General features: G+C 73.2%; 10 protein-coding genes and 3 pseudogenes. 8 read left to right on the plus strand and 5 right to left on the minus strand.

Features of this window, described 5'->3' with window-relative positions; genetic code table 11:
- Positions 1-70: 70 nt before the first annotated feature.
- The 3 genes from ACH4KB_RS14085 to ACH4KB_RS14095 all read left to right on the plus strand — a co-directional run bounded on the left by ACH4KB_RS14085 (position 71) and on the right by ACH4KB_RS14095 (position 2018).
- Positions 71-586 (plus strand): DUF4396 domain-containing protein, encoded by a 516-nt coding sequence (locus ACH4KB_RS14085; protein WP_398066220.1) that lies wholly within the window; start codon positions 71-73, stop codon positions 584-586.
- Between the two features lie 524 nt (positions 587-1110).
- Positions 1111-1482: an ArsR/SmtB family transcription factor gene (locus tag ACH4KB_RS14090; RefSeq protein ID WP_398066221.1), complete on the plus strand. Its 372-nt coding sequence runs from the start codon at positions 1111-1113 to the stop codon at positions 1480-1482.
- A gap of 29 nt (positions 1483-1511) precedes the next feature.
- Positions 1512-2018: a GNAT family N-acetyltransferase gene (locus ACH4KB_RS14095; protein WP_398066222.1), complete on the plus strand. Its 507-nt coding sequence runs from the start codon at positions 1512-1514 to the stop codon at positions 2016-2018.
- A gap of 55 nt (positions 2019-2073) precedes the next feature.
- Here the strand turns inward: ACH4KB_RS14095 and ACH4KB_RS14100 are convergent.
- Positions 2074-2230 (minus strand): annotated as a pseudogene (locus ACH4KB_RS14100) (arsenical-resistance protein); the annotation flags it as partial.
- Between ACH4KB_RS14100 and ACH4KB_RS14105 the strand changes: the two are divergent.
- Positions 2192-3023, plus strand: a pseudogene (locus ACH4KB_RS14105) (IS5 family transposase). The pseudogenes ACH4KB_RS14100 and ACH4KB_RS14105 overlap by 39 nt on opposite strands.
- On the opposite strand, the gene ACH4KB_RS14110 reads toward ACH4KB_RS14105, so the two are convergent.
- From ACH4KB_RS14110 to ACH4KB_RS14120, 3 genes and pseudogenes are all read right to left on the minus strand, one after another.
- The gene (locus tag ACH4KB_RS14110; RefSeq protein ID WP_398066223.1) at positions 3007-3669 is read right to left on the minus strand and encodes an HAD family hydrolase; all 663 of its coding nucleotides are present in this window, start codon (positions 3667-3669) and stop codon (positions 3007-3009) included. The pseudogene ACH4KB_RS14105 and the gene ACH4KB_RS14110 sit on opposite strands and share 17 nt — an antisense overlap.
- A 75-nt stretch (positions 3670-3744) precedes the next feature.
- Complete coding sequence (locus ACH4KB_RS14115) at positions 3745-4446, minus strand: 2-phosphosulfolactate phosphatase (protein ID WP_398066224.1); 702 nt, start codon at positions 4444-4446, stop codon at positions 3745-3747.
- Positions 4447-4559: 113 nt separating this feature from the next.
- Positions 4560-4736, minus strand: a pseudogene (locus ACH4KB_RS14120) (LysR family transcriptional regulator); the annotation flags it as partial.
- 427 nt (positions 4737-5163) lie between these two features.
- On the opposite strand from ACH4KB_RS14120, the gene ACH4KB_RS14125 reads away from it, so the two are divergent.
- The 3 genes from ACH4KB_RS14125 (at position 5164) to ACH4KB_RS14135 (ending at position 8698) form a co-directional block, all read left to right on the plus strand.
- Positions 5164-6741: an amidohydrolase gene (locus ACH4KB_RS14125; protein WP_398066225.1), complete on the plus strand. Its 1578-nt coding sequence runs from the start codon at positions 5164-5166 to the stop codon at positions 6739-6741.
- Between the two features lie 197 nt (positions 6742-6938).
- A complete protein-coding gene (locus tag ACH4KB_RS14130; RefSeq protein ID WP_398066226.1) occupies positions 6939-7157 on the plus strand; it encodes a hypothetical protein in 219 nt (72 codons plus the stop codon).
- A 335-nt stretch (positions 7158-7492) separates the two neighbouring features.
- Positions 7493-8698, plus strand: a complete 1206-nt coding sequence (locus ACH4KB_RS14135; protein WP_398066227.1) for an MraY family glycosyltransferase — start codon at positions 7493-7495, stop codon at positions 8696-8698.
- 18 nt (positions 8699-8716) lie between these two features.
- On the opposite strand, the gene ACH4KB_RS14140 is transcribed toward ACH4KB_RS14135, so the two are convergent.
- Positions 8717-9604 carry a glycosyltransferase family 2 protein gene (locus ACH4KB_RS14140; RefSeq protein ID WP_398066228.1) on the minus strand — a complete coding sequence of 296 codons (888 nt, stop codon included), beginning with the start codon at positions 9602-9604 and terminating at the stop codon, positions 8717-8719.
- Between the two features lie 95 nt (positions 9605-9699).
- On the opposite strand from ACH4KB_RS14140, the gene ACH4KB_RS14145 reads away from it, so the two are divergent.
- Entirely contained in the window at positions 9700-11913 is a 2214-nt protein-coding gene (locus tag ACH4KB_RS14145) for a hypothetical protein (protein ID WP_398066229.1), read from the plus strand.
- Positions 11914-12025 lie beyond the last annotated feature (112 nt).

The raw sequence follows: 12025 nt of genomic DNA on the forward strand, positions 1-12025 counted from the left end.
CGTCATACCCCTGCCGGGTATAACGTGTCGCGGGTGGGGGACACACCGCACGGCACGGGAGGCGACGACCATGGACCACGGCACGCACCACGCCGACCACGACCACGGCGGCCGACGGGCGCCCGCGGGTCATGCCGGACACAGGGAAGGCGGGGCGACGTGGGGGACGGCCGCGAAGGCGACGCTCCACTGCCTCACCGGCTGTGCCATCGGTGAGATCCTCGGCATGGTCATCGGCACCGCCCTGAGGTGGGGCAACGTCCAGACGATGGCTCTGGCGATCGCGCTGGCGTTCGTTTTCGGCTACTCGTTCACTCTGTTCGCGGTCCGCAGGGCAGGGCTGGACTTCAGGACCGCGCTGAAGGTGGCGCTGGCCGCCGACACCGTCTCGATCGCCGTGATGGAACTCGTCGACAACGGCATCATCGCCCTGACGCCCGGGGCCATGGACGCCCACCTTTCGGACGCGCTGTTCTGGACGGCCCTGCTGGGCGGCTTCGCCGTGGCCTTCGTGATCACGACGCCGGTCAACAAGTGGATGATCGGCCGAGGCAAGGGGCACGCCGTCGTCCACGCCTACCACTGACCGCACCCGCCCGCCTCCCCGGTGCCGCGTCGGGTTCGGTCCGAGCTTTTCCTGCTCCTCGGCGGCGGACGGAACGGTCCGTTCGGCAGGCGTGACGAGGCCTGATGGCGCGCCGGTCCGGTCTGGAGGAGCAGCAGCCCGCCGCGCCGCCGTCGGCCGGTGCTCCGGCACCGAGCCGGACCACGGTGGGTCCGGGCGTCCCTCAGCAGCCTCCGGTGTCGGCCTCGCCCCCGTCGAAGGTGGAGTCGGAGAGGCCCCGGCGCAGGGCCCACACCCCGGATCCGGTCGCCCAGGGCGTCGGGCGAGCGGCCGCAGATACTGTTCGGCCCAGTCCCCACCGGAGGGACACGTGTCCGGGGCGGGCCGCGTTCAGCCCGTGAGGGCCAGCCCCTTGGTCAGCCCCTTCTCGGCGGCCGGGTCGACGACCTCGCCCCAGGTGGAGAAGAGGCGCACATGCGCCCGGTCGCGCACCGCGGCGCCGTGGGTCTCTCCCGCCCTGGTTTGACGTGTGTCAACATAGACATATGTCGCATGCGAAGGTGCTGCCGCTGATCGAGCCCGTCGGCGGCCAGGGTGTTGTGCCGTGCTGTCCGCCCCTGGCCGAACGCCCGATGACCGCCGACGAGGCGCAGACGGCCGCGCGGATGTTCAAGGCGCTCGGCGACCCGGTGCGGCTGCGGCTGTTCTCCGCCGTGGCCTCGCACGAGGGCGGCGAGGCATGCGTCTGCGACATCTCCGATGTCGGGGTCTCCCAGCCCACCGTGTCCCACCACTTGAAGAAGTTGAAGGAGGCCGGGCTGCTGACGTCCGAGCGGCGCGGCACCTGGGTCTACTACCGGGTCGAACCGTCGGTGCTGGCCGGGATGGGCAGGCTGCTGACGCAGCCGGCCGCCTGAGCGCGAGGGTGACGGGGAGGGGGCACGCGGTGAGCGGGGCGCCGGGATGCGTGATCGCGCCGCTGACCGCGGACCACGCCGAGCAGGTGCTGGCGATCTACCGGGCGGGCATCGACGAGGGCAACGCCACCTTCGAGACCGGCCCGCCCGACTGGCGGAGTTTCGACGCCGCGAAGTTGCCCGGCCACCGCTTCGTCGCCCTCGGTGGGCCCGGTGAGGTCCTGGGCTGGGTGGCGGCCGGCCGGGTCTCGGACCGGTGCGCGTACGCGGGCGTCGTCGAGCACTCCGTCTACGTCGACCCCGCCGCGCGAGGCCGCGGGATCGCGTCCGTCCTGCTGAAGGCCCTGGTCGACTCCACCGAGCAGGCCGGGATCTGGACCCTTCAGGCCGGCATCTTCCCGGAGAACACCGCCAGCCTCGCCGTTCACGAGCGGGCGGGATTCCGGGTCATCGGCATCCGCGAGCGGATCGGGCGCCACCGCGGCGTCTGGCGCGACGTCGTTCTCGTCGAGCGCCGCAGCCCCGCCATCATGTGACGGCCGGTTCGGCCACCCCGTCCCGCGTACGGCGTCGCGGGGCGCCCGCGCCGCGTCACGGTGCCGTCGTCACCGCACCGGAGGCGAACCTGCGCCGCCAGGCGAGCGCGACGTACACCAGCCCGATCAGCACCGGCACCTCGATGAGCGGGCCGACACGCGCCGGACAGGGCCTGTCCGGAGGTGACGCCGAAGGTGGCGATGGCCACCGCGGGGTATGGACCCGGCGGCAGCTGGTCGACGGCATACGGTTCCGGGTCCGCACGGGCGTCCCGTGGCGGGACGTGCCCGAGGAGTACGGGCCGTGGGGCCGGGTGTACGACCTGTTCCGTCGCTGGCAGTGCAACGGGACCTGGCAGCGCATCTTCACCCAACTCCCGGCCCGGGCCGATGCGCAGGATTTGATCACCTGGGACGTCAACGTCGATTCCACCGTCTGCCGGGCCCACCAGCGCGCCGCCGGAGCGAGGAAAGGGGGGACCTGCAGAAGGAACCGCCCGGCGGCGTCACCACCGAGCCCGACGACCATGGCCTCGGGCGCTCGCGCGGCGGCCCGACCACCAAGCTGCACCTGGCCGTCGAGCAGGGGCAGAAGCCTATGTCCGTCGTGATCACTGCCGGGCAGTGTGGGGACTCCCCGCAGTTCGAGGCCGTCCTGGGCCGCGTCAGGGTGCCCCGACCGGGGCCGGGCAGACCGCGCACCCGGCCGCGGCGGGTGCGCGCTGACAAGGCGTACGCCTCCCGCAAGAACCGTGCCTACCTGCGCAGACGTGGCATCCATTGCACCATCCCGGACAGGACCGACCAGGCCCGCCACCGCAAGAGGCGCGGCTCCCACGGTGGCCGCCCGCCGGAGTTCGACCCGAAGGACTACAGGGCCCGGCACGCGGTCGAGTACGGCATCAACCGCCTCGAAAGGCACCGGCCGTGGCCACGAGGTACGACAAACTCGCGGTCCGCTACGAGGCGACCGTCCTCGTCGCGGCCATCAACGAGTGGCTGTGACCAAGCGGCCCAGGGCGGGGAGCACGCCTCGTAGGTCGCCGCCGTCCACCGTCACGGTTGCAGCCGCCCGAGCTCCTGCCGAGGCATTGAACGCCACGCTCAGCCCAACGGAAGCGAATAGGGGCAGATCGGAGCGGCTGTCACCGACGGCCCCGCACGAGCCGGGAGCCAACCCCAGCTCTCGTGCCTGCGCGAGAGCGAAGTCTCGTTTGTCGTACTCGTCGAAGTGGCAGGCGACGCGGCCCGTGAACCGGCCGTCGGCGGTCTCCAGCCGAGGCCCGCTGAACGCGTGGAAGCCGAAGCGGTCAGTCAGGTAGCTACCGACCGGCGACCAGGCGAGAGTTGCCAGCACGGGCACCAACCCGTTCCGCCGGCACCAGCCCACGGTCTCCGTGATGCCCGAGACCAAGGGAAGCCCATCGAGCCAGCCAGAGACCTGTCCTTCCAGCACGCCCGCCCAGCCCTTGGCATCCAGCTCGGAGACTTGTCGATTGTCCAGGTCGCCGGAGGCGTAGGCTTCCTCGGCCTTGGCCAACTCGTCCCGATGGCCAAGGAAGCCAGCCAGAAAGACCGACGAACTCGTGCCTGGGACGAGGGTGCCATCGACATCGAAGAACACGACGCCCGCATGATCGGATGAGAACACCGACCGAGGATGTCACCGCCACGTGAGACGCCAGATCGGGGGGCGTCCCGCGTACTTCGACCTAGTGGGGCTTGGTCATGGCGAAGCCTCGTCGCCCGGGGCGGGCACGGCGCACGGGCGGAGGACCATCAACGAGTCCTCCGGCGACGCGACCATGGCGAAGGGGAACCGGTCGAGTTCGAGGCAGAGCGCGACGTCATCCGGATGGGCTCCCTGGCGTACGCCCTCCGTCAGTTCGGCGGCGGCGCGCGACCGGGCGGCACGGCGCAGGAACGGGGCCGCGTCCGTCCCGCCCCCGCCGGTCCTTCGCGCGATGTACTGAGCGCACGCCAGATCTTCCTCGGCGCGTCCTTCCTCGCCGGTGACCACGAATGTGACGGCGTCGCAGCCGCGTTGACGCAGGAGCCGAGCCGTTGCTCCCGCCACCACGAAGCCGGCGCACAGCACCAGCGACGCCTCCTTGACCGCGAGGGCACCGACCGTCCCCGCCGTGGTCTTCTGTACGACGGTCCGTCCACCGAGGTCGAGGGAGCGCAGCAGACCGGGTGAGTTGACGGTGTCGAAGCCGGGCGCGGGCGGACCGTCCTTGAGGGCCACCCAATCGGGATGGCGTGTCTTGAGCGCCAGTGCGGCGGCCTGGGACTCGGCCAGGACGATCTTCTCCGCGCCTCGGCCGAACGCCCAGGCGGCCACCGTGAACGCCCGCATGACGTCGACCACGACCGCCACGGACGGAGTTTCTGCCAGCTCGGCGATGCCGAGGAAACGAGCTTCCATCCGGCCATGATCGCGTACGTCCGGCCCGGAGCACCCGGTCAGTGAGGCAGTTCACAGCGGCCGTCCCGGTACGCGAGACCGGCGGCGGCCCGGGCCGCCGGAGTTACCCGGGGTCACTCCGCCTCGATGCCCAGGAGTTCGAGGAAGGCGGCCGCCGCCGGGGTTCGGCTCTCCCGGCCCCAGATCACGTACTCGACGCGGGTCGGCGCGTCCGTCACCTCGATCGTGGTCACACCGGAGAGGCCGGCCACTTACGCGGGCGGGAGCAGGGCCACACCCAGGCCGGCCCCCCCCGGCGGCCTCCCCACGGAGTTTCCGCGTGGAGGCCGTCCGCTCAGGCGCCCCGGCGCAGTTCCGGGTGACCGTTGTCGCGCAGCCAGCCGTGGTGGGCCGGCCCGTCGACGACGGGCGCGCCGTTGGCCGCGAAGACCATGCTTACCCGATAGCGCAACGGCGCTTCCCGGCCATGCCAGTTGAGTCCGCCGATGTGACGGCTGTCCCCGAACCCCTGGGCCGGAGGGGCGTTGAAGGCCGATGCGTCAGGCCGTGCCAGGTCGGACCCGTGCCCGATTCGGGGGACCGATGGTGCCCGCCGCGCCCCGACGCTACATTCCGGGCGGACGGCCGGGAGCGCTCGGCGGCGATGTCCCACAGCCGTACGGCTCCGAGAAAGGCCGCGCCCGCGCAGCACACCGGACTCCGAAGGACGGACTGCCCATGCTCTGTACGCGACTGACCAACGCGCGCATCCTCACGATGGACCCCCGGCACCCCGTCGCCCACGACCTGGGCATCTGGCGGGGGCGGGTCGTCGGTGTGGACGATGCCGTGACGTCCCTGCCCGCCCGCGAGGTCGTCGACCTGGGCGGCGCCACCGTGTTGCCCGGTTTCATCGACAGTCATGTCCACCTGGCCTGGGCCGGGTTGAAGGCCGGTACGCCGAGCATCGCCCCGTGCGAGCGGGTCGAGGACATCCTCGCCGTCGTGGCCGCGGCGGCCCGGCGGCCGGCCCCTGCCGGTGCCTGGGTGGACGTCGCCGGGTACGACCAGCGGGCCCTGGGCCGGCATCTGACCGCCGCCGAGCTGGACCGGGTCAGTCACGGCCGCAAGGTCCTCCTGATGCACGACTCCGGGCACGCGTGCGTCGTCAACACCGCCGTGCTGGAGCTCCTGCCGGAGGGAACGCCGCACGAGGACGGTTTCCTCGCCGAAAGTGCCATGACCACAGCCCGTCGGCTGCGGCTGCCCTACTCCCAGGAAGAGCTGGCCGACGCGATCGAGCTCGCCGCCCGCGGTTGCCTCGACGAGGGGATCACGGCTTGCGCCGAGGCGGGCATAGGCGGCGGGCTCCTCGGACACAGCCCCGTCGAACTGGGTGCCTACCAACTGCTCCGGGACCGCGGCCGACTGCCCCTGCGGGTCCAGCTCATGGCGTCCGGCGACACCCTGCGCCCCCGTGCCACCCATGCCGACGACGGGTTTCCGCGGGCCCTGGACCTCGGCCTGCGCACCGGGTTCGGCGACGACTGGCTGTCCCTGGGCGCCCTGAAGATCTACACCGACGGCGGGATGATGGCACGCACGGCTGCGCTCACCTCCCCGTACGAGGGCACGACCGACAACGTCGGCCGTTTCCAGGACGACCCCGGCCTTCTCGCCGACCTCATCGTCGACGGCCACCTCGCGGGCTGGCAGCTCGCCGTCCACGCCATCGGCGACCGCGCCGTCGACCTCGCCCTGGACGCCCTGGAGCGGGCCCAGAAGCTCCGCCCCCGCCCGGACGCACGCCACCGCATTGAGCACGCCGGGCTGATCCGCCCGGACCAACTGCCCCGGTTCGCCGGGCTGGGCGTGAGCGCCGTGGTCCAGCCCGGCTTCCTGCGCTGCTTCGGCGACGACTACGCGACGGTGATGGGGGAGGAGCGGGCCGGCTGGCTGTACCGGGGCCGGGGCTTCCTGGACCACGGGGTCGCCCTCGTCGGCAGCTCGGACCGCCCCGTCACGGACGGTTCGCCGCTGCGGGCGATCCAGTTCATGGTCGAACGCGCCTCCACGTCGGGCCGCCTCGTCGGTCCTGACGAGGCCGTCACCGTCGACGAGGCGCTGCGGGCCTACACGGTCGCCGGCACCCACGCCTGCCGCTGGGAGGCGTCGGCGGGCGCCCTCTCGCCGGGAATGCGCGCCGACCTGGTGGTGCTGGGCGACGACCCGCACCGCGTGGCCCCCGCGCGGATCGGGGACATCGAGATCGTCGGGACCTTCGTGGACGGCCGGGACGCCCGCATCGCTGGGTGACGCACGGGCGTGGCCGTCGTCGTGCGCCCGCCGGGAACCGCGGGACAGCCGTTAGGCTGGCCGTCATGCGCAGGCAGAAGGCGGACAGCGGGTCGAGTGCCGCGTGGGTGGCCGTCGTGTCGTGCGAGAACCTGGCGGGCTGTCCGCGGCCCCCGGAGGAACTCCGCGCCTGACTGCGGGACCGTGGCGTCGACTGGATGCCCTTCGCCGGGAATCTCGTCCGCTTCGATCTCCTCTGCGGCGTCGGCGCGGACGGGCGCCGGTACGGTCAGTACGTCGTCCGGGTCCGCGCGGACGCGCTGCGCGTCCTGGGCCTGCACCCCGATCAGCCCACCGCCGCGGTCACCGCTCCCTCTCCGCCCCGCTGGTGGCACGCGGCCGCCGAGCGCAACGCCGGACGGGGACTCGGGTACTGATGGCCCATCCGCCCGCGCTCACCCCTCAACTCCGTTCACGCCGAGCCTCTTTGGAGGCTGATGGGCGGTCGGCCCGGCGCCTTCCGGCAGTCGGGTGACAGCCCGGTGACCGTTCCGGAGGCAGCCCGGGTGGAGCCCGGCGGCAGAACAATAGGTCGCTCTTTTCGTGTTATTTAGGGTGAATGCGGACATTGGCCCGTAGGTTGGGGAGAAACGCCACCCGAGTGGCGTCCCGTGTCCCCCGACCCGCAACCGGCCCGGGGCCGGGCGGCCGCCGTTCCACCGGCCGTCCGGTGTCCCGCGCCGCAGGTCATGAACGAGGAAAGGCAGGGCAGGTGAACGTGCTGGGGATCATCGCCTCCGGTGTGGCCGCGCTGTTCATCACGGTCGCACTCGCCAAGGGCGCCCGCCGTGCGGCGCTCCGCCCCCACGCCCCGGACGAACCGGGCGGGCGGGCGCCACGGGCCGCAGCGCTGCGCAGGACAGGCGGTGCCACAGTCGTGCTCGGCGTCGGCGCGGCAGCCGGCGGGGCCCTGTGGCTCGGCGCGGTGGACGACTCCGCCGGCTCCGTCGCGGGGTTGCTCGCCGGGGCCGGGATCGTCGCGGCCCTGGGACTCGTCCATGACCTGAAGCCGTTCCGGGCCGCTGTCCGCCTCCCCGTGCAGACGGCCGCCGCGGTCCTTGTCGTCTGCCTCGCCGGACTGTCACCGGCGGCGGGCGTCCTGGCCGTGCTCTGGATCGTCCTCGTCACCAACGCGTTCGCCCTGCTCGACCACGCCGACGGACTGTTGACAACCGTCGGGCTGGTCACCGCCGCCGGGCTGCTCGCGTGCGCCGCCGTCGGCGGGAGCCCCGCCCTCGCCCTGCTTCCGGCGGCCCTGGTGGCCGGTCTGGCCGGCTTCCTGCTCCACAACTGGCACCCCGCCCGCCTCCGGCTGGGCGCATCCGGTGCGCAGTTCACCGGATTCGCGCTGGCCGCCTCCGGCGCGCTGATCCAGGCGGCGGCCCCGTCGGGCCGGGCCGCCTGGGCCGCACTGCCGGTCCTGGCGGCGGTGGCCCTCGCCGACACCGTCCTGGTCCTGGTCTCCCGCCGCCGCGCCGCGCGTTCCCTGCTGCGCGACACGGACGACCACATCGCGCACCGCCTGCGCCGGGTCCGCGTCACCGTGCCGGGCACGGCGGTCCTCCTCGGCCTGTGGGCGGCGGTGCCGGTCACCACCGCGACACTGGTGTACGCGGAACTGCTGCACCCCGCGCTGCTCCTCCTGCCGCTGGCCGGGACCGCGGCGGCCGTGTTCGCGCTGCTGAGGATTCCGGTGTACGCACCGCTCCGTCCGGCCCGACCCCGTACGGCCGCCCGGCGCACCACGGCGACCTCCACCGGCGCCGCGATCCCCTCCGCCGCCTCCGCGCGGCGTGTCGCGGGCCCGGCTCCCGGGAAGAGGGCGCCCGCCGGCACCGCCAGGACAGCCGCGGGGCACCCCACCGTGCCGCCCCCGCCCACCGGCCGGTCCGCCGCCGCGGTCGCCGAGCGAAGCTGACGCCCGCCCGGCCCCTGCTCACCCCCGCGGCCGGCCGAGCGTGGCGCGGACCGCGGCGCGCGCGTACGGGGCGAGCATCAGATACGGCGCCCACGGCCAGGTGTGCCGCAGGCAGTACACCCACCACGGGCGGAGCGGCAGCTCCTGCGCGGAGGTCACGCGGCGCAGCGCCTCCCGGACGCCGATGCCCGGCTCCCGGGATCGGGGAGCCTCCGGTCCGCCCACGCACTCACCGGCGTGTCCCGGGGCGACGAACGCGGTCACCCCGGCCCGCCGCGCCCGGCAGCCGTGGTCGTAGTCGCCCATCCGGTGGCGGAAGACCTTGTCCGGGTCCCCGACGAGGTCGTACACGGGACGGGGCACCAGCACCACGCGCCCGTCGTACGTGTCGCAGGCCTCGGGCCGGTGCTCGCCGGGCTCGACGAGGGTCAGGAAACGGCCCCGTCGGCCGGAGTACACCGTGTCCCCGTACGCGTTCCGTACCGCGCCCACGACGACGGTCCGGGGCCCGGCCGCCCCGGCCGTCCGCAGCAGGTTCGCCAGGGCGTCCGGGAGGAGCTCGACCCCGTCGTCGAGCCAGAGCTGATGCGTCCACGAGTGGGTCGGCCCGCCGGGCGCGCCGCCGAGCGGACCCCCGCCCCCGCCGCCGCTGCGGCTGTTGCGGCTCGCCATGCGCAGCGCCAGGTTGGGGGGTGTGTCCGCGCCCACCGACATGACCTCCACCGCCGGGTGCCGCAGCCGGACCGCCTCCGGCGTACCGTCGGTGCTGCCGGTGTCCACGAGATGCACGCCGAGCGTCGTACCGGCGGGGAGTCCGCGCTGCTCCTCCAGGGCGCGCAGCGCGGACAGCGTTCGCGCACGGCGGTCGTGACTCGTCATCAGCACGGCCAGGTGAACGGAGTGCACAGCGGCTCCTCGGCTACGGAGTGCACAGCGGGCTCCTCAGCTCCTGAATCTCATCATTCATGCGGAAAAGCTGATATTCCGCATAGGCTGGGCGGGTGAGTGCCGAACCGACCGGGAACTCGCTCGGGCCGTCGCGGGGACCCGCGCCCCCGCACCGGCCCGGCCGTCTCGTGCAGGTGCTCGCCTTCCTGCTGGCCGTCCTGTGCGTGACGACGGTCGCCCTGACCGCGACCGTCCGGTCCACGGCCGCCTCGCCCTCCTTCTACCAGGCGGTGCTGGACGAGGAGTCGGCCTACGACCGCCTCTACACCGAGGTGCTCGTCGACCCGGAGATCTCGCCCGTCACCCGCGATCTGCTCGCGCACTTGCCCGTGCCCGAGGCGCTGGTGACGTCGAACATCAAGGTCGTGCTGCCGCCCGGCACGGTCCGGGCCCTCACCGACCAGCAGATCGAGGCGGTGACCGGCTATCTGCGCGGCGACCGTGACGAGCTCCGGCTGACCGTCGACCTGGCCCCGGTGCTGGAGAACCTCGCCGACCTCGCACGCGTCTACTTCGGCGACCTGGTGGCCGGCATCCAGGGGAGAGACCGGCCGGACTTTGAACGGTTCGCCGCCGACCTCGTCACGGCGCTCGACGCGCTCCAGGAGGGCCGCGCCCCCGACCTGCCCACGCTGCCGCTCACCGAGGACCAGGCCGACCGCGCCGCCGACGCCCTCCTCACGACGGTCCCGGAGCCGGAGCGGGCGGCGCTGCGCCCCGAGATCGAGGTGGCCCTGGGGGAGGGAGACGTAGCGACCGCGCTGGCAGCCACCGCAGCCGCCGCGCTCTCCGAGGGCTCGCGGACCGCCGCCGCCGGCCTCCGCACCACTCTCCAGGACGGTACGTGGGACCTCACCGGCACCCTGACCACCGCCGGGATGGACCTCACGGCCCTGGAGCGGGCCCGTGACGCCATCAGGCTCCTGACCCTGCTCCAGGTCCTCGCCCTCACCGGCGCACTGGCCGCGCTCGCGACGCTCTGGTTCACCGGTCCCGCCGCCCCGGCCCGCCGGCTGATGAGACTGGGGCAGGCGCTCGCCTGCGCGGGAGTCCTGACCGCCGGGGCCGTGCTTCTGGCCCGGCTGATCACCGGAGGACGCCTCCTCATCACACCGCTCTCCTGGGCCCCGAGCGTCGCCGCGCTCGTCGACGACCTTCAGCGCAACGCCGTGAACCAGGCGGTCGCCACCGGGCTGGGCGCCGCCCTCACGGCCCTCGTCGGCGGCGTGCTCCTCACGGGCGTGGGCTGGGCGTTCCTGGTGCGCCCGGGTCGGATGCCGACCCCGACAGCGGTGCGGACGACGGCGGCGGGCGTGGCCTGTGCCGCACTGGCCGGCGTACTGCTCGTGCCGCCCGTGTTCGGCCCGTCCGCGCCCCGCCAGTGCCTGGGCAGCAGCCGGCTGTGTGAACTGCGTTACGACGAAGCCGCCTACCTCACCGCGCACAACGCCATGTCCACCACCGCGGACCGGTTCATCGGCCCTCTTCAGGACCCCGACATCACCACCCAGCTCAACACGGGCGTCCGGGCCCTCCAGCTCGACACGTACCGCTGGGAGCGCCCGCAGGACATCGCCGGGCGTCTCGACTCCCCCGAATTCACCCCCGAGCAACGGCGCCTGATCACCGGCGCCATCGACCTGGCGAACCCGCCGCGCGAGGGACTCTGGCTCTGCCACGGCGTCTGCCGCGCCGGGGCCGTCGAACTGGTTCCGGCCCTGGAGGACATCGGCGACTGGCTGCGCGCCCACCCGACCGAGATCGTGACGCTCATCGTCCAGGACGACATCAGCCCCGAGGACACCGAGGAGGCGTTCCGCGCCGCGGGCCTGGAGGACCTCCTGCACACCCCATCGGTGGATCCTGACGCCCCGTGGCCCACCCTGGCGGAGATGATCGACAGCGGCCGCCGACTGGTGGTGTTCGCCGAGAAGGCCGACGGCCCGGCCTCCTGGTACCGCAACTTCTACCAGTACGGGATGGAGACCCCGTTCGCCTTCCGGAGCCCCTCCGAGATGACGTGCGAACCCCACCGGGGCGGCACCGGGAAGCAGCTCTTCCTGCTCAACCACTTCATCACGAACGCGGGCGGCAGCCGCCTGGACGCCGGCCGCGTCAACGCCCGCGACTGGGTCCTGGAGCGGGCCCGCGCCTGCGAGGCGGAACGCGGCAGTCCGGTCACCTTCATCGCCGTCGACTACACGACGGTCGGCGACGCACTCGGGGCGGTGAACGAACTGAACTCGCGCCGGGCCGAGGCCGACTGACGGCTCATCAAAAATGGGGCCATCGGCGATGGCAGGGGCCCCGCCCGAAGCCGTCCGACGTGCCCGCCATTCGAAACCCCGGGGGAACCGGGAGGGGAGCGTGAGAGGCTAC

This window comes from Streptomyces sp. NPDC017520, assembly GCF_044329855.1.
Classification (GTDB): domain Bacteria; phylum Actinomycetota; class Actinomycetes; order Streptomycetales; family Streptomycetaceae; genus Streptomyces.

Coding starts and splice junctions, on each gene's coding strand:
- ACH4KB_RS14085 (WP_398066220.1), top strand. CDS start 71: ATGGACCACGGCACGCACCACGCCGACCACGACCACGGCGGCCGACGG.
- ACH4KB_RS14090 (WP_398066221.1), top strand. CDS start 1,111: ATGTCGCATGCGAAGGTGCTGCCGCTGATCGAGCCCGTCGGCGGCCAG.
- ACH4KB_RS14115 (WP_398066224.1), bottom strand. CDS start 4,446: ATGGAAGCTCGTTTCCTCGGCATCGCCGAGCTGGCAGAAACTCCGTCC.
- ACH4KB_RS14125 (WP_398066225.1), top strand. CDS start 5,164: ATGCTCTGTACGCGACTGACCAACGCGCGCATCCTCACGATGGACCCC.
- ACH4KB_RS14130 (WP_398066226.1), top strand. CDS start 6,939: ATGCCCTTCGCCGGGAATCTCGTCCGCTTCGATCTCCTCTGCGGCGTC.